Origin of the sequence: Acinetobacter sp. WCHAc060006, from assembly GCF_004209135.1 — a bacterium.
Taxonomy (GTDB): domain Bacteria; phylum Pseudomonadota; class Gammaproteobacteria; order Pseudomonadales; family Moraxellaceae; genus Acinetobacter; species Acinetobacter cumulans.
Genome location: NZ_SGSS01000001.1, coordinates 161,664 through 185,292 on the forward strand (window position 1 = coordinate 161,664; position 23,629 = coordinate 185,292).

Annotated in this window: 21 protein-coding genes and 1 pseudogene; 15 read left to right on the forward strand and 7 right to left on the reverse strand. The window is 35.9% G+C overall.

Annotated features, from left to right (window positions below; all coding sequences use genetic code 11):
• The first annotated feature begins 36 nt into the window (after positions 1-36).
• From EXE29_RS00765 to dmeF, 4 genes are all read left to right on the forward strand, one after another.
• Positions 37-1,047, forward strand: a complete 1,011-nt coding sequence (locus EXE29_RS00765) for a hypothetical protein (protein WP_120363653.1) — start codon at positions 37-39, stop codon at positions 1,045-1,047.
• Between the two features lie 161 nt (positions 1,048-1,208).
• Positions 1,209-4,172: an RNA-binding domain-containing protein gene (locus tag EXE29_RS00770; protein WP_120363654.1), complete on the forward strand. Its 2,964-nt coding sequence runs from the start codon at positions 1,209-1,211 to the stop codon at positions 4,170-4,172.
• Between the two features lie 789 nt (positions 4,173-4,961).
• Positions 4,962-5,894 (forward strand): IS5 family transposase, encoded by a 933-nt coding sequence (locus EXE29_RS00775; protein WP_120363655.1) that lies wholly within the window; start codon positions 4,962-4,964, stop codon positions 5,892-5,894.
• 149 nt (positions 5,895-6,043) lie between these two features.
• Positions 6,044-7,024 (forward strand): CDF family Co(II)/Ni(II) efflux transporter DmeF, encoded by a 981-nt coding sequence (dmeF, locus tag EXE29_RS00780; RefSeq protein ID WP_120363765.1) that lies wholly within the window; start codon positions 6,044-6,046, stop codon positions 7,022-7,024.
• 39 nt (positions 7,025-7,063) lie between these two features.
• Here dmeF and chrA read toward each other — a convergent pair whose 3' ends face one another.
• Entirely contained in the window at positions 7,064-8,398 is a 1,335-nt protein-coding gene (gene chrA / locus EXE29_RS00785; RefSeq protein ID WP_120363656.1) for a chromate efflux transporter, read from the reverse strand.
• A 413-nt stretch (positions 8,399-8,811) separates the two neighbouring features.
• Between chrA and EXE29_RS00790 the strand changes: the two genes are divergently transcribed.
• Both EXE29_RS00790 and EXE29_RS00795 read left to right on the forward strand, forming a co-directional pair.
• Positions 8,812-9,303, forward strand: a complete 492-nt coding sequence (locus tag EXE29_RS00790) for a hypothetical protein (protein ID WP_120363657.1) — start codon at positions 8,812-8,814, stop codon at positions 9,301-9,303.
• 290 nt (positions 9,304-9,593) lie between these two features.
• On the forward strand, positions 9,594-10,196 hold the full coding sequence (locus EXE29_RS00795; protein ID WP_120363658.1) for a nitroreductase family protein: 603 nt from the start codon (positions 9,594-9,596) through the stop codon (positions 10,194-10,196).
• A 66-nt stretch (positions 10,197-10,262) separates the two neighbouring features.
• Here EXE29_RS00795 and EXE29_RS00800 read toward each other — a convergent pair.
• From EXE29_RS00800 to EXE29_RS00815, 4 genes and pseudogenes are all read right to left on the reverse strand, one after another.
• A pseudogene (locus EXE29_RS00800) lies at positions 10,263-10,622 on the reverse strand (MFS transporter); the annotation flags it as partial.
• Positions 10,615-11,058 (reverse strand): MarR family winged helix-turn-helix transcriptional regulator, encoded by a 444-nt coding sequence (locus EXE29_RS00805; RefSeq protein WP_171406236.1) that lies wholly within the window; start codon positions 11,056-11,058, stop codon positions 10,615-10,617. The pseudogene EXE29_RS00800 and the gene EXE29_RS00805, both read right to left, overlap by 8 nt.
• Before the next feature lie 380 nt (positions 11,059-11,438).
• Positions 11,439-11,993, reverse strand: coding sequence for a thermonuclease family protein (locus EXE29_RS00810; protein WP_120363767.1), 555 nt, complete (start codon positions 11,991-11,993; stop codon positions 11,439-11,441).
• A 229-nt stretch (positions 11,994-12,222) separates the two neighbouring features.
• Entirely contained in the window at positions 12,223-13,140 is a 918-nt protein-coding gene (locus EXE29_RS00815; RefSeq protein ID WP_120363660.1) for a LysR family transcriptional regulator, read from the reverse strand.
• A 92-nt stretch (positions 13,141-13,232) separates the two neighbouring features.
• Here EXE29_RS00815 and EXE29_RS00820 point away from each other — a divergent pair, with 92 nt between their 5' ends.
• The 8 genes from EXE29_RS00820 to EXE29_RS00855 all read left to right on the forward strand — a co-directional run bounded on the left by EXE29_RS00820 (position 13,233) and on the right by EXE29_RS00855 (position 20,378).
• The gene (locus EXE29_RS00820) at positions 13,233-14,474 is read left to right on the forward strand and encodes an acyl-CoA dehydrogenase family protein (protein ID WP_120363661.1); all 1,242 of its coding nucleotides are present in this window, start codon (positions 13,233-13,235) and stop codon (positions 14,472-14,474) included.
• A gap of 109 nt (positions 14,475-14,583) precedes the next feature.
• Positions 14,584-15,705, forward strand: a complete 1,122-nt coding sequence (locus EXE29_RS00825) for a phosphotransferase family protein (RefSeq protein ID WP_106985215.1) — start codon at positions 14,584-14,586, stop codon at positions 15,703-15,705.
• A complete protein-coding gene (locus EXE29_RS00830; protein WP_106985214.1) occupies positions 15,702-16,400 on the forward strand; it encodes a histidine phosphatase family protein in 699 nt (232 codons plus the stop codon). The genes EXE29_RS00825 and EXE29_RS00830 overlap by 4 nt, the downstream gene beginning before the upstream one ends.
• A gap of 19 nt (positions 16,401-16,419) precedes the next feature.
• Entirely contained in the window at positions 16,420-17,163 is a 744-nt protein-coding gene (locus tag EXE29_RS00835; RefSeq protein ID WP_120363662.1) for an SDR family oxidoreductase, read from the forward strand.
• 186 nt (positions 17,164-17,349) lie between these two features.
• Positions 17,350-18,204 carry a methylated-DNA--[protein]-cysteine S-methyltransferase gene (locus EXE29_RS00840; protein WP_106985212.1) on the forward strand — a complete coding sequence of 285 codons (855 nt, stop codon included), beginning with the start codon at positions 17,350-17,352 and terminating at the stop codon, positions 18,202-18,204.
• A complete protein-coding gene (locus EXE29_RS00845) occupies positions 18,188-18,865 on the forward strand; it encodes an alpha-ketoglutarate-dependent dioxygenase AlkB family protein (RefSeq protein WP_120363663.1) in 678 nt (225 codons plus the stop codon). The genes EXE29_RS00840 and EXE29_RS00845 overlap by 17 nt, the downstream gene beginning before the upstream one ends.
• Before the next feature lie 172 nt (positions 18,866-19,037).
• On the forward strand, positions 19,038-19,748 hold the full coding sequence (locus EXE29_RS00850) for an SGNH/GDSL hydrolase family protein (protein ID WP_120363664.1): 711 nt from the start codon (positions 19,038-19,040) through the stop codon (positions 19,746-19,748).
• Positions 19,749-19,781: 33 nt separating this feature from the next.
• Positions 19,782-20,378: a uracil-DNA glycosylase family protein gene (locus tag EXE29_RS00855; protein ID WP_120363665.1), complete on the forward strand. Its 597-nt coding sequence runs from the start codon at positions 19,782-19,784 to the stop codon at positions 20,376-20,378.
• A gap of 83 nt (positions 20,379-20,461) precedes the next feature.
• On the opposite strand, the gene EXE29_RS00860 is transcribed toward EXE29_RS00855, so the two are convergent.
• A complete protein-coding gene (locus tag EXE29_RS00860; protein WP_120363666.1) occupies positions 20,462-20,941 on the reverse strand; it encodes a pyridoxamine 5'-phosphate oxidase family protein in 480 nt (159 codons plus the stop codon).
• A 167-nt stretch (positions 20,942-21,108) separates the two neighbouring features.
• On the reverse strand, positions 21,109-21,972 hold the full coding sequence (locus tag EXE29_RS00865; RefSeq protein WP_120363768.1) for a DMT family transporter: 864 nt from the start codon (positions 21,970-21,972) through the stop codon (positions 21,109-21,111).
• Positions 21,973-22,180: 208 nt separating this feature from the next.
• Between EXE29_RS00865 and EXE29_RS00870 the strand changes: the two genes are divergently transcribed.
• Entirely contained in the window at positions 22,181-23,572 is a 1,392-nt protein-coding gene (locus EXE29_RS00870) for an aminotransferase-like domain-containing protein (protein ID WP_120363667.1), read from the forward strand.
• Positions 23,573-23,629 lie beyond the last annotated feature (57 nt).

Consider the following 23,629-nt stretch of genomic DNA (forward strand, 5'->3'; position numbering starts at 1 on the left):
TAAAAACATAAAAATAAAAAACTAATGAGATAAATTATGAAAATTAATATTTTAGCTTTAATTGGATTTTGTATATTTTCAATAAATAGCTATGCTGATGTTTCGTATTCAAAACTAAGTAAAAAGCAGTTTGCAATAGAAAGTAAATTCGAGACAAATGCCGAAACTCAATCAACCATGATAGGTATGATTGAGCAAAAGAGATTCAAAGAAATATCGGATAAAGCTAAATATTTATTAAATAGTGAAGAATATAATATTGATGGAAAGTTTAAGCATACTGCATTATTAGATAGCTTGTTGTATATCGTTAATCGCTCAAGAGTGACGTCTAACAATTATTTTATTGAAAATATTGCTGTGGGGCAGGAGTGGATAAAAGCTGTTCCAGATTCACCGCTTGGATATATTTATTATGCTTTATGGGTAAGACAACAGGCATGGAAAGTCAGAGGTGGAGATTATTCAGCTAATATTTCTAAAAAAAATATGAAATATTTTGGTGAGCAATCTATCAGAAATCTTAATTTTTTATTCGAAAATTATGAGGTCGCATCGAAAGACCCTTTTTATTATTACATTGTGTTGCTCACATTGGCTGATTTAGGGATGGAGGAAGAGTATTTAAAAGCGTACCAAGATGGAATTCTAAAATTTCCAAAACAGCGTGTCATTTATAATACTTTTATGTCCTATTTTAATAATAATTGGTTTGGTGAAAATTATGATGCGATTAATATGATTGTAAATGATATACAGAAGTTGAATCCGACTGATCAAGAATTTAACTATTACCATATTATGTATACAGCAAATAGTTATAAATATGATTTAACTAAGTTGAATGTGAATTGGGGGCGTGTAGAGCAAGGGGTAGTAAACTCATTAGAAAAACTTGCGTCAACTAGGAAAATTAAGGACATTCAACAACTATATTGTGCATATCCGGGTAACAAGCAAAGACTGGAGAGATTATTTAACTCACTAAAAATTAATCAACTAGATAAAAGTTATATAGATGAGAGTTTGAGTCGTTGTCAAAGTTAAATTACTTAAGCTTCGAAAAAATGGAAACGTATACTGACGCTTCTAAAGAAGTTGATACTAAGAAAATTACTGCTGCTCAATTGGCTTAATTGATTGATAATTAAGAAATAAAAAGTATAAAATAAGGGCTGATTAATCAGCCCTTATTTTTTGAGTGTAATATGCGAACTTTAGATAAAATAGAACTAAACACGATATTAAGAAGGAAAGAAAGTCCTGTATTAGAGTTTAAAAGTCAGTGGTATTGGGAGGAAAATGAAAAGGGAGATAAGGCGAGAGCATGGGGGGAATTTTATAAAGATTTTGGTGCATTAGTTAATGCTAATAAAAACTATCATGGTCAGACTAGATATTTAGTATTTGGTGTAAAAGATGATGGTGATGTGTGCGGTATAAATTTCACAAACTTGGAAAGTGAAAAATTTATAAATGAGATAAAAAATAAACTAGAAAATTTCTTTAATTTTTTTCCTGATTTTAAAATATATAAAAATATTTTGTCTGAAAAAACAATCTATATATTTGAAATTTATCAACCTAAACAAATATTGAAAGTTACAAAAGAGTTTTTTGATAATAAAAATATTTGTCGAGAAAATTCTATCTTTGTTCGTGGTGTAAATAATAATAATAAAGAAGATGAAATTAACTTGGCTGATGAAAATGAAATTTTTGCGTTGCAAAAAACGCTAGGTATCTTATCAGATGATTCTAATGGAGAGGCTGAAAAGAAAATTTTAGGTCGAAATATAGATATGTCCTTAGATTATCTTTCTAAAAATCAAAATTTAAAGTTGTTGGATGGTTACCCAATTGAATTACAAAGTAACAATACAAAAGTAAGATATAAATGTAAAATTTATTCATATATTGATAATTTCGAAAATGCACTTGACCTAGTTTATATAAATTCTGGTTCAAATTTTAAACAATTAGCTATTGATCTAAAAAATAGAGCAGAAATTTTAGATAAAAAAATCATAGTAGTAACAGATAGACCAATAACAGATAGTTCAAGAAGATTACAGTCAATCGAAAAAGCATTGGTAGAACAAAAAATACAGATAAAGAAAATTTTATTCTTAGATGACTTTGGATTAACGTATATATACAAAAATACTTTAGATAAAGTAGAATTTCAGAAATTTAAAAAAAGAGAGGCTTATGTTGTTAGTGATGCAATCATAGAAAACACAAATAGATTAAAAGGAACCCATGAAATTTTAAATGAATGGTTCAAAACAGTTTATAAACCTATTTTAGTGATTCAGGGTGAAGGTGGTATTGGAAAAACTACATTATTAGAGCAGTATTTAAATAAATATACTGAACACAATAAAAAAACAAAAATAATATATATGACTTCATCAAATATTATAAAAAAAATTCATAGTGAGGAGTTTGATAGAAATATTGATTTGTTCGATTTATATAAATTTTCCACTGATATTAGTAGTTTTTTTACCAGAGATTTATTGAGATTAACATTAGATGATGGGCACATAATATTAGTTTTAGATGGTATTGATGAGGTTATATCGAACTTATCAAATAAGTTTAACTTTAGAAGCTTTGTGCATACAATTATTAACGAATATTGTTTTAATAATGGTAATTGTAAAATTATATTTACATGTAGAAATCAATTTTGGGAAGAGTTAAGTCTGAATGATAATACAGGAATTTCGATTGTTACATTACAACCATTTGATGAAGAAAAGGCAAATAAATTTTTTGAGCTATCATTCAATGATAATAAAAAGGAAAAGCAAGCACTTAAAATACTAAATAAATTTAATAATAATAAAGAAAGTTACATTCCATTTATGTTGGATACTGTTAAATATTTGATTGATAAAAAAGAGGAAGATGCTAAGAATATTATCAATGAAGAAGATGATATTAGTATGGATGACAACTTATTTTTGTCTTCAGATTTTCCATTGCTTAAAGAAGATAGTCATGATTATTTAATATATAAAATTTGTGGTCATGAATATAAAAAATATAAATTTTTCAATATTGAACAACAATTGAATTTTTTAACTAAGTTGGCGATCGACTATGATGGTTGCTTAGAAATAAATAAAATTTTTTTATTGGATGGAGCAATAGATAATATCAAAGCAATATCCTTGAAAGAGCATCTATTGTTGGATGTTCAGGCTAGTAATTTTGGTGATTGTATAACTTTTAAATATGATTTCTTGAAAAAATATTTTTTACAAGTTTCCATTTCTAAATTTTTAATTGAATTAAATGATGATTCAGTAAATGAAAAAATATTAAATTCTTTAAATTTTGTCGGTTATGCAAATATTTTTTGTAAAGAAATACTAGATCGTGTTCAATCATCCTTGGTTGGTAAGGAGGAGAAATATATTGATTTTGTGATATTGTGTTTTGAAAATATTAAGTCTAAATTCTCAGGGGATGAAAAGATATCCTATGCATCAAATATATTCATTCTATTTATTTATATATATATTAATGTATATTCAAAAAATCCAAATGATTTTCTGGAAAAAATTTTTATTCAAGATGGTGTTGTGAAGGAACTTTACTTTAAAAATATTTCACCAATCTTTAACTCGAGTAAAAAAATTACTTTTAATTTTGAAAATATTACTTTTAAGAACTCACATTTTGAAAACTATGACTTCTTCTGGGATTGTATGTTTAATAAAAATACAGTTTTTCAAAACTGTAATTTATTGAATATAAGGAATAGACCTACTACAAAAAGTAATATATCTCCTGATATTTTTAGTGGTAGTAGTGTTGACTTAGCGTTATCTGATGCTGTGGAGGATTTATTTCAGAATGTTGGTAATAGAAATTTAAAAACTAGGAAAAATATTGAAAGGATATTAAGAATTTTTGAATCAAATGGAACCTTTAAACCTCAGAAGGTTAAAAGAGTAAATGCTGAGGTTAGTCATTTTAATGGTAATTTAATTCTTCAAAAACTTTTAAAAAAAGAGGTTATTATTAAGCATACTGAAAGTGTTATGTTGGAAGAAGAATATATAGTTGCTGAGGATTATGATGAGTTAATCGATGTGGTGGTTCAGGATAATAGTTCTCTTGAGATGGATAGGCTAGTTAAGTTCTGTTTGACGTAAATTAATTATGACACTGGGTATCCTGATTATGCTATGTCGGGATATCATTACAATGCAATTTTTTATTTGTATTTTAAAACAATATTATATCTTGTTTTACATCAAAGGATTATACCTATATAAAGAGTGGGATTTTTGGTCTATAATTTTGTATTATGAAAAGTAGATATGAATAATGTTTAAATAGTCGCGACTTCTTTGTATTGGTATTTTTCTCAACAGAGCTCATGGAAAAGAGTATAATGATATTATTAGATATTTAAGACATTAAAAATGTCAATTTTAAAATAAATCTAAAATACCTAAAGCGTTATTCATTACATAAAATTCACTAGAAATTTCAAGGGAGAATTTTATATTGTTATTATTCTTTTCAGGCTAATTTGCCTTTTAAAATATCGAAGTAGTAAAATATGATGAAGAAAAGATAAATATCTAATTATTAATATGAAAATTCCAAAATGTGCATAATTCAGAAAGCCTCATATTTATTATGAGGCTAACCATGAGGAAAAATTAATTGATTAATACTGAAATTTCAGCAGGCGTGTAACCACGTTCATACAAAATGCTACGAATAGCCGTTTTTATGCTTTGACAGCTTGAATGTTTCACTTTTCTTAATAGTGTAAAGTCACAGTCATGACTTGAATTATATTTAATTGCTAATACTTTTGAATCGGGAGTTGAATAAAGAGATTTGAAAAACTGACGTATTCGGGGTCGCATATAGACGGCTTTGTTGCATAAACCTACCTCTAAAGGCTTATCTAGCAATATAATTCTCAGATGAATAAGCCTACACCTAAAAAATATCGCACAACCAATTGGTCTTCTTATAACAGGGCACTAATAAATCGAGGAAATATCTCAATTTGGTTTGATCCTAAGACTCAATGGTATGCTCGCTCTAAAGGCAAACATGGTCGAAATCAAACTTACTCTGACACCGCTATTCAATGCTGTTTAATGATGAAATCTCTATTCCGTCTGTCATTACGTATGGTCACAGGTTTTGTTCAGAGCCTGATTAAACTTTGCGGGTTAGATTGGACAGCCCCAGATTATTCCACTATTTGTAGAAGACAAAAGCATATTGATATTGCAATTAATTATCAAAAAAGCAGTAATGGACTTCACCGACTCGTGGACTCCACTGGTTTGAAGTTTTTAGGTGAAGGTGAATGGAAACGAAAGAAACATCAGCCTGAATATCGTCGCCAATGGAGAAAACTTCATATTGGGATAGATGCTGAAACCCTTCAAATACGTGCTATTCAGCTTACAACAAACAACGTAAGTGATTCACAGGTACTTGGTGACTTACTCGATCAAATTCCACAAGATGAGCAGATTGACTCTGTTTATACCGATGGAGCTTATGACACTAAGAAATGCCGTCAGGTCATAGCAGATCGGCAAGCGCATGCGGTGATTCCACCTAGAAAAAATGCGAAACCATGGAAAGATACAAAGAGCAGCTCGTTAGAGCGAAATGAATTACTTCGAACAGTTAAACGTTTAGGCAGGACACTATGGAAAAAATGGTCAGGCTATCATCGGCGAAGTTTGGTTGAAACTAAAATGCATTGCATCAAGTTATTAGGCGAAAAATTAATGGCAAGAAGCTTTCCCAGTCAAGTAAATGAAATTCATGCTCGTGTAGCCCTATTAAATAAATTTACGGAAATTGGCCGACCACATACCCAAGTGATGCCTTAAATTTTAGTGACTTAGGATAACTTTACCTTTAAAGACTCTATGCAACAAAGCCTTGGATTCTGCAAATTCTTTAGCTTTGAACAGGCATGGCGGTAGCAATTATTTTTGAATTAAATATACTGTAGGGGAGTATATTTGTGGCCAATACAATGCAATATCTAAATAATGTCAAAACTAACCATACCCACCAATTTGATGAAGGAAACCCGCTAGCACAAAAGAAAATACTCATTGCCACGGTCCTGACAGGCGTCATGATGGTATTTGAAATTGTTGGCGGATGGTTCTTTAATTCGATGGCCTTGTTGGCAGATGGCTGGCACATGAGTTCACACATGCTAGCTTTAGGATTAGCATATTTTGCGTACCGTATGGCGCGTAAATACTCACAAGATCAGCGTTTTTGTTTTGGCACATGGAAGATCGAAATCTTAGCGGGATATTCCAGTGCAATTTTGCTGATGGTTGTTGCGTTATTCATGGGCATACAATCTATAGAGCGTCTTTTTAATCCTGTGAATATTCACTATAACGAAGCCATCGCCATTGCAGTTATTGGCTTAGTTGTTAACTTTGTTTGCGCATGGTTATTGCATGATAGTGGCCATCACCACCATCATCATGAGCATGACCACCATCACGGTCATGGCCATCACCACCACGCTGAAGATGAACAGCATGATCATGATTTAAATCAAAAAGCAGCATTTTTGCATGTTGTAGCTGATGCCGTAACATCTGTATTGGCCATCATTGCATTGTTTGCAGCTAAATATTTTGGTTGGGATTTTTTAGATGCAGTGCTGGGAATTGTTGGTGCTATTTTGGTTGCACATTGGTCTTGGGGGCTCATTCGCGAAACAGCTAAAACTTTACTGGATGCAGAAATGGAGCATCCTGTCGTTGAAGAAATTCAAGAGGTCATAGAAGATTTAGACAGCCGAATTGTGATTACGGATATTCATGTATGGAAGGTGGGTAAAGGCAAATTTTCTTGTATTCTGTCTTTAGACGTAGGCAACATGAATATAACTGCGGATCAAGTTCGCAAAGCACTATCCATCCATGAAGAAATTGTACATGTTTCTGCTGAAATTAATCAGAGTTGCAGACTACAAGTGGCAGTATAAACATGGTGTGTTATAAGCAGGTCAATGATCTGCTTATGTTTACCTGCTGAGTTGAATGAATATGCCGAGTAAAGCAGCTAGGCCAATGACACGTAATACGCTTTGATGAAATTTAAAGAGCGCAATGCAGGCAAGGAACGTTATGATAGCTGCTATGTAATCAAATGCCCCATCAAAACCTTTTGGCCATAGTACATGGTATACAAAGAAAATGGCTAAATTTAGTATGACGCCCACCACTGCAGCTGTAATTGCTGCAAGAGGCGCTGTAAATTGAATTTGATTATGTGTCGATTCAATCATTGGTGCGCCACCAAGAATAAATACAAATGAAAATAAGAAAGTGAACCATGTAACAATCATTGCACCTAAAGCACCCGCAATAAATGTATGTTCAGGCCCGAGTAGTTCAAGGTTATATCCACCCATAAATCCAACAAAAGCCACGACCATAATCAGTGGACCGGGTGTACTTTCACCCAATGCTAAACCATCAATCATTTGTGTTGGTTTTAACCAACCATAAAAGTTTACAGCGCCTTGATACATATAGGGTAAAACTGCGTATGCGCCACCAAATGTCATTAGAGCGGCTTTGCTAAAGAACCAGGCCATTTGTGTGAAGTCATGCGACCAGCCATAAACTATTGTCAGTATGCTCATAGGTAGGCACCACAGTACTGCAGCAAAAACTAATAATTGAATCAGTCGAGACGCTTTAAAAATGGCATGCTGCGGTGCTGGCATGTGATCGTCAATAATCGCTTGGCCATAACTTTTTGAGTTTGTGCTTTGGTGATTGTCTGAGAAAAGCTCAGCTTTAAATTTACTGAGTACATAACCGCTGATTGCAGCTAAAAGTACAATCCAAGGAAAGGGAACTTTAAATGCAAATATTAAAATAAACGCAATACATGCAATTGAGTACATATAATTATTTTTAAGTGATTTATGTGCAATACGATAAGTGGCATGAAAAACGACAGCAGTAACAGCTGGTTTAATGCCATAAAATAGGCCTGCAATGATGGGGATATTGCCAAATTGAGCATAGACCCACGACAGACCTATTAAAATAAAAAGTGAAGGTAAAATAAAAAATAAACCAGCAATAACACCACCTTTTGTCTTATGCATTAACCAGCCCATATAGATGGCCAGTTGTTGGGCTTCAGGCCCAGGTAACAGCATGCAATAATTTAATGCATGCATAAAACGTTTTTCTGAAATCCATTTTTTTTGTTCGACAAGTTCTTGATGCATGAGGGAAATTTGACCCGCTGGCCCACCAAAGCTAATAAAACCAAGTTTTAACCAAAATAAGATAGCTTCTTTAAAGCTAATTTCGGGCTTCGTTTCTTTAATCGTGTCCATAAAGTTTCGCTGTTAAAATGGGGTGAAAGGGTCAAACAAATATCTGATTTTAATAATATAATGTGAAATTTTTTAGGCCTGATGACAGGCAATGAATTTCATGAAATATTTAAGTATTTGAAGTGCACAAAAAAAGAACCCTAAAAACGTGAAATGTAAAATGATGATTACTGCCGTGTCAGTAAGCTAGTTCATACTTAGATCTGTCATGTACTGTATTTAATTTAGCGTATGAGTCGTCAAGCCGAGTTGTATCAATGGTATCTTTAATCTTCTTATGAGCATTGAATAAATCCTTATACTTGATAAAATGCCTGTCTTATTTATGTTTTGAACTTTATTTGCGTTTTGCATTAATGGTGCAATTCGAAAATAAAATATAAAAAACAGTGCTTTAATTAAAGGTTGTTTAAATGTTTGATATTTATTTAACAGATGTCCAAAAGAAAGTTCAATTTAAGGATTATCCTGGTGAGCATCCTGTTAAATTTGTTTTAAATTTCAAGAAAATTTTTCCAAGTGTTATGGAGCTTATGCTGCCAGTATTACCTGAAAATGAAAACTTGGAAGAAATGTCTTGGGAGTCGACAACTGCTGACTTTGAAACCTTTAAATTATTGTTGAGTGGTTGGGGAATTATTGAATTACGTTTAAATGCGATAGCTCAATACAAAGACCGCAAATATGCAGACAATCTTGTTAAACAAGCACAGCAAAAACGCAAAGATTTTTCTAAATCACAACCCATGTTGTCGACAGTTGAACTTGATTACTTGTTTATGCATGAAGTACACGGTTTGATTGATGCAGAACTTGTAGAGCTAGGCGAAAAATTCTACCTTCCAACACTGCGTGATCTATGGAAAAATAAAGTTTCAGCGAAAGTATTACAAGCAAATTTCTAAACATTATATTTTGCATTGATATGTACTGAAGTGATTTTACGGATTTTAAAAAGCCCCTCAAAAAATGAAGGGGCTTTTTTTATGCGTATATCAGATTTATGTATTTAATTATTAGAAAACGTGCATATAAATTTTAACAACTGGTTAAAAAATTGCCAAATTTTAATGGTAAATGGAATTGTTTTTGCATAATGTTAAGACCAACAATGTGCAGTTGAGCTGAGCCTTTCATGACATTTAATGAATATTGGCTTGCTTAACGTTTAAATATGTTCAAAAGGAAAAAATAGATGCCAAATCAGTTTTTAGATCTAATTACAAAACGTCGTACTATCTATGCAATTGGCAAAAATGTAGTGCAAACACCTGAATATTTAACTGATTTGATTCAAAACACCATCAAGCAAAGCCCATCTTCATTTAATTCACAGTCTTCACGTGCAGTGATTTTATTGAATGCGCAACATGAAAAATTTTGGGGCTTTGTTGCAGACGCATTAAAATCCTATGCAAAAGACGAGGAAAGTGCAGCAAAAACAACAGCAAAAATGGCAACTTTTGCTGCAGGCGTAGGCACAGTTTTATTTTTTGAAGATGTAGAGACCGTACAAGGTTTACAAACACAGTTTCCATCTTATGCAGAAAACTTCCCAATTTGGGCAGAACATTCAACTGCCATTGCACAATTTGCAGTATGGACAGCCTTACATACAGAAGGTTTAGGTGCATCTTTGCAGCATTACAACCCAATTGTAGATGAACACGTTCATGCAGAATGGGGTATTCCTAGCAATTGGAAACTACGTGCACAATTGGTATTTGGTTCTGTGGAAGGTGAAGCCAAAGATAAAGGCTATATTGATGATGCAACACGTTTCAAAGTGTTTCAATAAATCAATTTTGAACAAGCACTCAATGTCGTTTTAAAAAATCCCCCATGAGCTGGGGGATTTTTTATGTAAAAAGGTTAGTGCTTTGCCCATCATGAAGCCATGCATAAAACGCACGAAAAGCAACATGCCAATGTCAAAACGAATAAAGTACAGGCAAGAAAACAGTAAAAATCCAGTTAAGCCAACGAGCAAGCTAAACTTACGTCCAAACCGTTCCAGAAACTGTCCAACCAATAAACGTCCAACCAAAGTGCCGACAATAAACAGCCCAGAGACTAAACCTGCTTGAGCAGTACTCGCACCTAACTCAGCAACAGCATAGCCAACAATGACCACTACCAACAGATAAAATGTAAGGACCAATTGAAAGTTGATAGTACTCACTAAAATAAAATTTTTGGTCCATAAAGGCGCTGAATTAGGCATGATTATTTCCCGAATTTTTTGCTGAGAGTTGATCAATCAAAGTATTTAAAAGCGCAGTGCTGAGCACAACGTCTTTTTGGTCAAATTGTTGAATCATGCTCTGTTCAAAGTCATTAATAACACTGGCACAAGTTTGATATAGTTGCAGACCTGCATCACTGAGTGCTATTTTCTTTTGACGTTTATCTTGGGTTGCTAGCTGTGTAAGGATGCCCAATTGACTCAGTATAAGCGTACGTTTAGTAATAGATGGCTTAGAGACATTGAGATAATTTGCAATGTCTATCGAAGTGCAACTTTGCTTTTCATGTATAACGAACATGACTTGCCACAGTGAATAATTCAGCTGGTAGGGTAATAAAAGGGTGTTGATTTCATCACAAATCATGCGCGATGAACGCAGTAGGGAAGTGCGGAAACCTAAACGAGAATTCATTTTGGTTAACTAGGGTAACTAAATTAATGAAACTTTACGCCGATCAAGTTTAATATTCAAGCTTTAAAATAAGGCCGTTTTATCTAAAAATGAATGTAGTGCGTATGACTATGTTTATCGGTACGCAAGCTCATAGAATGGTGAATCGAGGTTTTTACTTAGGAATAAAACGGTTTAATTTATATTTTAAATCCAAATCTTATTGTGGAAGTGCAAAAACTCCTATTCACTAGAAGCTGGACTTTTTAAATAATGCATCACGAAATAAATCTTGCTTAAATAGAAATGTGATTTTGAGATCCAGCCGTTATTTGTCACGAAAAAAGCAGTATAAAAACTGCTTTTTCATGTATATAGGATGTGGGCTAAAAAACAGGGCTTTATTTAGTTTGTTTTCTATATCTGCTTGGGCGCATCGCATTCGGATTTTTCCAAAGGCCTTTTTTCTGTTTTTTTGCTTGTTGTTGCAGTGCGAGCCATTGCTGTTTTTGGCTAGGATTACGAATATATTCTTCATATACCCATGCGCCACCACGCTTAACCAACTCTTGGTTAATATTTTTACCATATCGACGGATAAATCCGACACAACGTCCGTAGCGGTCAACATCTGTAATTTCAACGCGGACTAACTTGCGGTACACCATTTTTTTCACCATTTGCTGTGACTCTTTACCAAAACTTTGTTTGGATTCAGGGGCATCAACAAATGCAAAACGCAATTTAGTTTCAGAACGGCGTAAGTTAAATCGTGTGCAGGTGAGGGTATCCCCATCACTGACATGCACAACTCTGCACCAATAGCGTTTACCTTTTTTAAAAGGTGTAAATAGTTCTGAAAGAAAAACTGAGAGCTTACGAAGCAGGTAAAGCAAGATCAGGCACAGCACCATGCCTAAAGCAATCAGCCAGCCTGAAGATAATTGAGAAAGCATCATAAAGAGGAGATATACGCAGGACAAATATAGCGAAACAGCAGCGCTAAAACTGAAGTAAATTATAAATGAAAGTGCAGTTTTATAATGCTTAATTATTCACCTAACAATAATTAAAACAATAGATTAGAAAACATTCATCACAATAAAAGTGCAGATTATCCAAACGTATGAATACTTCATGTAGATATAAATAGCCTAAGCAGAATTTATTTCTAATTAAAATAGCCTAAGCAAAAATTTTAAAAATTTCACCACGTAAAAAATTATGCCGAGCATTCATTTCCACATCTTTATGCCAAAAAATTCCTAGGCTCATTAAAGGCAGTTCAACAGGCACTTCAAAAATATTCAAGGAAGGATGTATTTGCAAATGCGAAAGGATATTTTGCGGAATGGTTAACACAGCCTGTGGCTGAATTTCCAAAATTTGCAGGGCAGTTGAATAATGCTGACAACGTAACCGAATATTGCGAGATAAATGCTTACGGTTCAAAAAAATATCTTCAACCAAAGTGCCTGTACGTCTTGAAGAAACACCAATATGTTCGGCGGAGATGTATTCCGCTTTGTTCATGCTGAGTTGCTGTGAGCATGCAACAAAATGATCTTGCTGTAAGCGGTGAAACTGAATTTTATCACCAAAATTTTGTTCTAAATCAATCACAAAATCGACTTGCTGAGAAGCCAAGTCCGCCACAATGTTTTTACGGTCTAATTTAATACTTGAGAACTGAATATTAAATTGGCTCTGCTGGAAATGTGCAACAAGCTTAGGAAAAATCAGCGGTTCAATTTCATCATGTACGGCGATTTTTAAAGTTTGTAATTGGCTTGAATCAAATTTTTGATTTTGATTGGAGATTTTTTGAATACAAAAAAGAGCATCTTTGATATCTGGATAAATCTGTTCAGCAAAAGGTGTGGGCAACATTTTACTGCCAGTACGAACAAATAAATCATCTTTTAAATGTGTTCTAAGGCGTTGCAAAGCATGGCTGGCTGCAGATTGCGTAATACAAATCAGTTGAGCTGCTTTAGATATATTTTGTTGCTCGTAAATTGCTACAAATAAAGGATATAAATTCATATCAATACGATAGAAAGAACTCATATCAATGGTTTTTTTACTATGCACTGTATTCATATTTTGCTATGGAATTAAATCATTTTGTTCATAATAGAATTCGCGGTATGTTGTTGTAAAGAGCAATACATAATATTGAAAGGGATCATGCCATGTTTGAACTGTCAGCACGTGCACAAGACTATGTAGAAAGAACTAAACGTTTTATTAAAGATGAAATTGAGCCTGTAGAAACTGAGTTTTGGGCAGAAGTTCATGAACTGAACCAAGGTGGTGATTGGACCAAATGGCAATGGCCAGCACAGTTAGAGGTTTTTAAAAATAAAGCCAAAGCTGCAGGTTTATGGAATATGTTTTTACCTTGTCCTGAACTTGGACAAGGTTTATCTGTGCAAGAATATGCACATATCGCAGAACTTTCAGGCCGTAGCTTGCTTGCACCTATTGTATTTAACTGTAATGCACCAGACAGCGGCAATATGGAAGTGATTTGGCGCTATGGTACAGAAGAACAAAAGCAGCAGTGGTTAACTCCATTGCTTGACGGAAAAATCCGTTCGGTATTTTGTATGACAGAGCCTGCAGTTGCTTCAAGCGATGCCACTAATATGCAAGCCACGGCTGTCGTTGAAGGCGATGAAATTGTGTTAAATGGCCGTAAATGGTGGTCTTCAGGTTTAGGTGATCCAAATGCCAAAATCATTATCTTTATGGCGCATACACCAGATGAAAGTAAAGATCGTCATCATCAGCATTCTATGGTTTTAGTTCCAATTGATACGGCGGGTGTAAAAATTGAACGTATGTTACCTGTATTAGGTGACTACGATGCTCCACATGGGCATGGTGAAATTAGCTTCACAAATGTGCGTGTACCTGTAGCAAACTTTATTGGTGGTGCAGGTCAAGGTTTTGAAATTGCACAAGGTCGTTTAGGTCCTGGCCGTATTCATCACTGTATGCGTTGTATTGGTGCTGCCGAAAAATCATTAGAATTGATGATTGACCGAGGTATGAGTCGAACTGCTTTTGGTAAAGAAATTTTAAAGCTGGGTGGTAATTTAGAACGTGTAGCAGAAGCCCGTGTTGCGATTGATCAAGCGCGTTTGCTGACTCTATATGCTGCATATAAAATGGATACGATGGGTAACATGGCAGCCCTAACTGAAATTTCTGCAATTAAAGTAGTTGCACCAAGTGTATTGGAAAAAGTAGTCGATATGGCCATGCAAATTCACGGTGGTGCTGGCGTTTCACGTGATACACCACTTACAGGTTTCTTTGCACAAGCACGTTCACTGCGTTTGGCCGATGGTCCAGATGAAGTGCATAAAGGCATGATTGCAAAATTAGAATTGGCTAAACGTGGTTATAGTAGCCGTCGTAAAAAATAATCAAATTTGTATGCAACAAATAGCATGGCAGCCTCGTGTTGACCATGCTATAAACAGTTCTAAAATAAATTTTTAGCTTGTAATAGATTCAAAATTAGGAAGAAAAATCATGTCAGTGATTGATGTAGGTGGTTCGGTTCGCGAGGGAGAAGAGCTGGATGTACGTGCCGTAGGCAATTGGCTGATTGAGCATGGTGCAGAAATTTCTGGTCCAGTTGAAGTTACTCAATATTCGGGTGGTGCTTCAAATTGGACCTATCGTTTAAAGTATAGTAATGAAGATTTAATTTTACGCCGTCCTCCAAAGGGAACCAAAGCCAAGTCTGCACATGACATGGCGCGTGAATATCATGTACAAAGAGCCTTGTCTGAGTTTTATCCTGTACTCCCTGAAATGGTTGCGCTTTGTCAGGATGAATCAGTCATTGGTTGTGACTTCTATGTGATGAAGCGCGTAGAAGGGATTATTCCACGTGCAAATTTACCCAAAGAATTAAACTTTGATGAAAGCCAAGTTCGGGAATTATGCATTAATGTGATTGATAAACTCATTGAGCTACATCAAGTGCCTTATCAAGGCACAGATTTAGAAAAAATAGGCAAGGGCGACGGATACTGTCGTCGGCAAGTTGAAGGTTGGGATGCGCGCTATGAAAAAGCCAAAACCTTAAATGTTCCTTCTTTTAAATACGTCCGTAATTGGCTTAAAGACAATATTCCAGCTGACTCTAAAACTTGTGTGATTCATAACGACTGGCGTTTTGATAATGTGATTTTAGATCCAAATAATCCTACCCAAGTGATTGGAGTATTAGATTGGGAAATGGCAACACTTGGTGATCCATTGATGGACTTGGGTTCAGCATTGGCATATTGGGTTGAAAATGGCGATAACGCGATTTTTAAAGCGACACGCCGTCAACCGACAAATCTTAAAGGAATGTTTAGCCGTAAAGAAGTTGTTGAATATTATTTAGAAAAAACTGGGCTAAAAACAGACAATTGGACCTTTTATGAAGTGTTCGGTATTTTCCGTTTGGCTGTGATTGCACAGCAAATTTATTACCGTTACTACCATAAACAGACCAATAATCCTGCATTTAAAGATTTTTGGATTGTGATTCACGCTTTGCATATTCGTGCACTAAAACTCATTGGAGTCCAAAAAATTGAAGCCAATGAAGTCGCGCAAAAGTACATTGAAAAAATGAAGGAATTTTTAGGGAAATGACCACGCTTTATTTAATCCGTCATGGGCAAGCCTCTTTTGGTGCTGAAAGCTATGACAAGCTTTCTCCTAATGGCGAGCAACAAGCTATTGTACTTGGGCATTATTTTAATGACATTTTAAAAGAAGCACCGCAAGTTATTGCAGGCTCAATGCAACGTCATCAGCAAACTGCACAACTTTGTTTAGATGAATGTTTCCCTGAAAGTGACATCATTACGGATTCATCGTGGAATGAATTTAATCATCAGCAAGTATTTGCACAGTATGAGCCACGATTTAATCAACCGCATTTATTAAAAGAAGATGTTTCTAAGCATGAAAACCCGCGTGCTTATTTATCTAAAATATTTGAAGGCGCCATTGATCGTTGGACAGGCGGTGAATTTCATCATGAATATGATGAATCTTGGCCACAATTTAAAAATCGCGTCGAAACAGCTTTAGAAAACTTGTGCAATCAATTGGCTGAAACCAAACCGCGCTATGCAGTTGTTTTTACATCTGGAGGGGTAATTTCAGTCGCCGTCGGCAAAATTTTAGGGCTGAGTCCAGAAAAAACATTTGCACTCAATTGGGCCATTGCCAACACCAGTATAACGACGCTGCGTTTGGTTGGAAATGAACCGCAATTACTCAGTTTAAATGAACATCATTTTATAAAAACAGTTGATCCCAACTTATTGACTTGGATCTAAATTAAGCAAAGGAACTATCATGGCGAAAACAATTTTAATTACAGGTGCAAGCTCAGGGATTGGTGCTGGTATGGCACGCGAGTTTGCACAAAAAGGCTATAACTTAGCTATTTGTGCACGTCGTTTAGAGCGTCTTGAAACGCTCAAACAAGAATTGGAAAGCCAATATGGCATCAAAGTGATTGCAAAAACACTCGATGTCACAAATTACGACCAAGTTTTTGAAGTATTTCGTGCCTTTAAAGCCGATTTTGGCACTCTTGACCGTGTCATTGTCAATGCAGGCGTTGGGGAAGGCCGTCGAATTGGTAAAGGAAATTTTGAAGTCAACCGTGCAACAGTAGAAACCAATTTTATTTCTGCATTAGCCCAGTGTGAAGCTGCCGTTGAAATTTTCCGTGCGCAAAATTCAGGGCATTTAGTTGTTATATCTTCAATGAGCGCTATGCGCGGCATGCCTAAACATTTAACCGCATACGGCGCAAGTAAGGCAGGTGTGGCTGCTTTGGCTGAAGGTATTCGTGCAGAGTTGATTGATACACCAATTAAAGTAACCACTATTTTCCCTGGTTATATTCGTACTGAAATTAATGAAGGTGCGAAAAAGTTACCCTTTGAAGTTGATGAAAAAACCGGTTCACGCTTATTAGCTGCTGAAATTGAAAAAGCGCCAGTTAAAGCTTATGTACCAAAATGGCCTTGGCTACCATTAGGTTTAGCAATGAAAGTTTTGCCACTGAAAATTGTGAACAAGCTAGGCTAAGCGTTCACAATAAATTTCAGAATAAAAAGCACCTTTAGAGGTGCTTTTTTATCTATTCATCAATAATCTAAATAACTGACACAAGTGTAAAATTCAAATGAATGGCACAAACACAAGATTCGGATTTTTTCTTCATGCAGAATATGTTGTTATACCAATATGAGGCGAGACGAAGAGATCAACTTTATGAATCATGAATATGAAACTGCACAAATAGATCAATATGATCGTATTGCAGATGCAATTCGCTATATTCATCAACATTTTCAAGAGCAACCCAGTTTAGAACAGATTGCTTCTGCGGTGCACGTGAGTCCTATTCATTTTCAAAAACAATTTAAACATTGGGTGGGAGTCAGCCCGAAAAAATTTTTGCAATATATTAGTGTAGAACACGCCAAAAGCGTCTTAAAAAATTACTCTCTTACAGAAACTGTGTATGACACGGGATTATCTAGCCCTAGTCGTTTACATGACTTATTTATTCAAATTGAAGGGATGACGCCTGCTGAGTACAAAAAACAGGCCCAAAATTTAGTCATTCACTATCAATTTTCTGCCACACCATTTGGTGAAGTGCTCATCGCATCGACACACAAAGGTGTGTGCTGGATGGCATTTGAGTCGGATCAAAATTTGGCAGTCTCAAATCTTCAGCAATCTTTTCCGAAGGCCACCTTTCTTGCGCAGTCTGATCAGTTTCAACGTGATGCTTTGGCCATATTTGCAAAAGATCAGAGTTTGGCGCAAATTAAACTGCATTTAAAAGGTACGCCATTTCAGCTTAAAGTTTGGGCGAGTTTGCTTAAAATTCCGATGGGGCACTTAAGCACCTATGGTGATATTGCGCAACAGATTCAACAACCAACAGCCAGTCGCGCAGTAGGTACAGCAATTGGACGCAATCCAATTGCGTTTTTAATTCCATGTCATCGGGTTATTCGTGCGACAGGAGTGATTGGGGAATACCGATGGGGCGCACCACGTAAAACTGCAATCATTGGTTGGGAAGGGGTTAAAACCCATGAAAAATCTGAATGAAAACTTACATCCTACCAGTCAAGCAGAATTTGATTTTGACTCAAATTTAGCACCTATACAGCCCAATAATTTATTACCTTATGATGGTTGTGTTGAGTATCTCGGTAAAATTTTGACGCCTAAATGTGCAGATGAATATTTTAATCAATTATTCGAAGACATTTGTTGGCAACATGACCAAGCCATGATTTTTGGCCGATGCATACAGACTAAACGTAAAGTCGCTTGGTATGGTAATCAGCAATATTCTTATACCTATTCAGGTATTGAGAAAAAAGCCATGTTGTGGACGCCTGTTCTTTTAGAGCTCAAGGCAATTGTAGAAGCGCAGTGTGCTGAACAGTTTAATTCATGTTTATTAAATTTATATCATGATGGTAGTGAAGGTATGGCGTGGCATAGTGATGGTGAAAAAGATTTAAAACCGCAGGGAACTATAGCATCACTCAGCCTTGGTGCATCTCGTCGCTTTTTGTTTAAACACAAAGTCAGCCATGAAAAAATTGAAATTCAATTAATGCATGGCAGTTTGCTTTTAATGAAAGGTTGTACACAAAGTCATTGGCTCCATCATTTACCCACGACTAAACGTAATTTAGGTGCAAGGATTAATTTAACTTTTCGAAATATTGTGAAAAATGTGCCATCACAATTTAACTAAGTTTATTTTATTGGTATCTCAAAGAAGTATGATTAAGAGAGTAAATGACAGAAAAACGCCCGAAATTACTAGAAACTGAATGCTGAGTTTTATTTGCTTTGGCTGTATAAATAGGCACTTATGTCATAATAGATCACAAAACTTACCCATCACTTTGATATAGGCCTTTATTATGTTTCTACGCGTAGCGACTTTAGCTTTGCTCCCAGCAATTGTAGTACAAGGGCTAAGTGTTAAAAAAAATACACCCCGCTTACCCGAAGCAACAGGCGATCGCCAAGGGCAGCAAGGTTCAGGCCCTATATTGTCACTATTAATTGTTGGTGATTCTGCGGCTGCAGGTGTAGGCGTAGAAACACAGCAGGATGCCTTATTGGGTGCCATTTTACAAAAATTGGATAAACATTTTACTGTGCATTGGTGTTTACAGGCTAAATCTGGCGATAACAGCACTAAAATTATGCAAAATATAAATACTTTGCCAAGTACTCCTTACGATGTCGTAATTACATCTGTCGGCGTAAATGATGTTACTCAATTCATGGGTGCAAAAAATTGGATTGCCAAACAAAAACAACTTTATACATTAATTGAATCAAAATTTAGCCCCCAATTAGTGGTCGCAACAGGCGTACCACCGATGAATGAGTTTCCGGCACTTCCCAATCCATTAGGCTGGTTGTTTGGTCAATATGCAGCTCAAATGAATCAAAAGTTGAGAGCTTTCGTTAAACTGCACTCGAATATGCAGTTAATTGAATATGATTTGGCGCAATATAAAATGCTCAATTTGAGTATGGCTGAAGATGGCTTTCACCCCAGCAAAGAGGTCTACCAGATTTGGGGTTCCCAAGTTGCAGAAAAAATTCGTCAAGCGATTTAATATAAACTTCTTATTTATGTATTTATCTCACCTATGTCTGATTCTGAACCTTATATAGAAACGCATCCGCTTGAGCCTTTTTTGCCAAAAAATGCAAAATTGTTGATGCTTGGTAGTTTTCCGCCACCTGAATATCGCTGGAAAATGGACTTTTATTACCCAAACTTCCAAAACGATATGTGGAAAATATTTGGCTTATGTTTTTTTCAGGACAAAAACTATTTTTTGAATGTTGAAAATAAAACGTTTCAAGAACAAAAAATCCGAGATTTTTTAACTGAAACAGGGATTGGTATTTTTGATACGGCATATCAAGTGATCCGATTAAAAGGCAATGCATCTGATAAATTTCTGCAAATCCATCAAACATCTGATATTAAAAATATGTTGGAACAGATGCCTCATTGCCAAAGCATTATGACTACGGGGGATAAAGCAACAGATACATTAATGCTCTCTATGCCTGCAGGGACTGAAAAACCGCAAATTGGCCAAGCGATTGATACTTTTTTTGCAGATCGGCCTATTAGATTATATAGAATGCCATCTACCTCCAGGGCATATCCACTAGCGCTAGAAAAGAAGGCAGAAGCATATAACCAGCTTTTTAAAGAGATTGGTTTTATATAATCTTTTATCAACTAAAGTAACTATTGGAAATAAACAAACTATTAGTAAGTTTTGGGTGCGTACAGATCTAAATGGAATGATGTTCATGGCATCATTTGGGGATATTCAACCCATTTATGGGCATGGACTTGAAAATCACGTACATGGTTAAAGTCATTCCAAATTAATTTACTGCCTTTTGTCCACTTCAGCATGCGGATACGCTGCTGTACCAAGTGTAATTCTTCAGTCGTTGCAGATCTTTTTTCGCCAATAGTCACGGATAAACGTACACCTGGATAATCTAAAAATTGCCCTTTCAGCAAAGAACTTAACCAAAACAATTTGCTGCTATTAATTGCTTGGATGCAGGCTTTGGGATTCACTGCTAAGTTTTGGCCTAAGCTTTCAGCATAGCTATCGAAGAAAAAGCCTGAAAATTCTGTTTCATGCAAAAAAAGCGTACCGATAGGGGTAATATTCGGCTGCATAGCTGCATCAACACTCGCAATTGAACAGTGCATGGCTGCACGTTGAGCATGTGAAAAAACCGTTCTTATTTTTTGCCAAGTTTGTGGATTCATGGTGTTTCCTTTTTATTTTTGGATTTTATTCTTTTGTTTGGAGCTGCAAAGGCTGTTTGCCCATGCGCTTTACTGTATCAATTTTTTTAGCAAAATTTTGACTGAACAATAGCAATGTATTGGTCAGTCATCCCATTGTTTTTGAGTTAAACATAGCGTGTGATTTTTTATGCGTGCTTTTTGGCCATTACCACACAGCTGACCACAGCCAGAGATACAGCAATCATCAGCAGGCTAATATGCTCATTTAACAGTACGGCGCAAAGCATCAGGCCAATAAAAGGCTGAATCAGCTGAATTTGGCCAATTTTGGCAATACCGCCTAGCGCTAAACCCTTGTACCAAAAGAAAAATCCAATCAGCATGCTAAAAATAGAAACATAGGCCAAGCCTATATAAGCAGCTATTGGTATCTGTTGAAAATTATGAGGCAAATACACCAAAAACATTGGGAACATGAGCGGTAAGGCCATAATGAGCGCCCAGCAAATCACTTGCCATCCGCCTAAAGTCCGAGACAGTACCCCACCTTCTGCATAACCTAAACCGCAAAGCAGTACGGCAATAATCATATAAAGATCGCTGAGTGTCAGACCATGCATGCCAGACTGTTGTAGCATAAAGAAAATCACCAAAGCGCTACCAGCGCCTGCATAGAGCCAAAAGGTCAACTGCGGTATTTCTTTTGCGCGAAGTACAGCAAAAAATGCAGTTGCTAAGGGCAGTAAAGCCACAAAAATGAGTGAATTGGCTGCTGTTTGAGTTTGTAAAGCAAGCGCAGTAAATAGCGGAAAACCAATGACGACACCAATCGATACAATGCACAAAGATTTAATTTGCTGGGCAGATGGTTTGGGCTGTTTAAGCATATACAATAAAATAAATGCCAGAAGTGCAGCGATGCAAGCACGTGCACCGGTCAGAGATTCAGGGCTGAAACCTTGTACGGCAACACGTGTTGCCGGCATAGAGCCTGCAAAAATAGCGACACCAATGAAGCCATGCAGCCAGCCTGTTTGAATGTTTTGAATCCTGAAGTTCATTTTCGCTCTATTCATCTTTTAGTTAAGTAAGTGAGTAAAATGTAAATCATGGCATGACGATAAAACACATACAGTCCAGTACAATTTTAAATAACTGTTATGCTAAAAATACCCATACAATTTGCATTGAAGCGCATATTTTTATAATTTTAGCGCATAGGTGAATATTGAAAAAATTGAATACTGGGCATGAAACATGACAAAAATTGAATGGGCAATGGAGCAGATCAAGCTGTTAATTGAGCAGAAAAAATTGCTTGAAGGCAGCCGTGTGCCTTCAGTTCGTCAATATGCAAAACAGTTGGACTGCTCGGTTTCAACTATTGTGGAGGCTTATGCGAGGCTTGTGAGTACAGGAGTGTTGGAATCACGCGTAGGTGCAGGCTACTATGTGCGCAAAAACTCGAACACAAACCCGTTATTGGCAGAACATACAATTGAGTATAGCCGAGAAGTAGACCCGCTCTGGATTTCACGGCAGTCTTTAGATGCACATGACAATATGCTTAAACCCGGCTGTGGTTGGCTTCCTAAAGAATGGCTACCTGAGCAAACACTTCGTAAAGCACTTAAACTGGTCGCGAAATCTGAAAGCCATTTTTTATTAGATTATTCTACGCCACACGGCCATGCCGATTTACGGCGCTATATTGCACGTAAGCGTGAGGCTTATGATGTGCATTTAAATCTGCAGCAAATTTTGATTAGTGATTCTGCAACGCATTCTATTGATTTAATTTTCAGAAACTTATTACAAGCGGGTGATTACATCATTATTGATGACCCGTGTTATTTTAATTTTAGAGCTTTAGCAAAAGCGCACAGGCTCAATTGTATTGCTGTGCCATTTGGCAAGTATGGCCCAGAGATTGAAGCATTCAAACACGCATTGCAATTTCAGCCTAAACTGTATTTAACCAATTCGGGTATTCATAACCCAACAGGTGCAACGCTTTCAATGCAAACTGCCTTCGAGATTGCAAAATTGGCAGAACAAAATGGCTTAATGATTGTTGAAGATGATATTTTTGCTGAATTGGAATATTTTCATGCACCGCGCTATTTGACCTTGTTGGGTTTAAAACAGGTGATACAGATTGGCAGTTTTACCAAAACCCTCTCTGCAGCCGTGCGCTGCGGTTATATTATTGCGCAAGAGGCCATGATTGATCAGCTCATCGACCTCAACATTGCGACGCATTTCAATACCAGTCATTTGAATGCTGAAATTATTTATCAGACACTGACGGACAGCAGTTATATCCGACATATTGAATGGATTAAAAAGCAGCTACAAAAACACATGATGGCAACGGTCAAGCAATTAGCAACATTGGATATACATCCTATCGCAATGCCCAAAGCAGGAATGTTCCTTTGGTGTCAGTTGCCTGCGCATATAGATGCAGCTGAACTGTCTAAAAGCTGTCTGGCCAACGGTATTATTCTTGCTCCGGGCAATTCATTTAGCCAAGCGAAAAATGCACATCAGTTTATGCGTTTTAATGTCGCACAGTGTATAGATAAAAAAGTCTACGATGTTTTGGTCACATGCCTGAATGCACAAAAAATATTACATGCAGGTTAGGGGAATGTGATTTAAAAAATCTTAAAGATATACATTTGGGATTCGACAAAACATAAT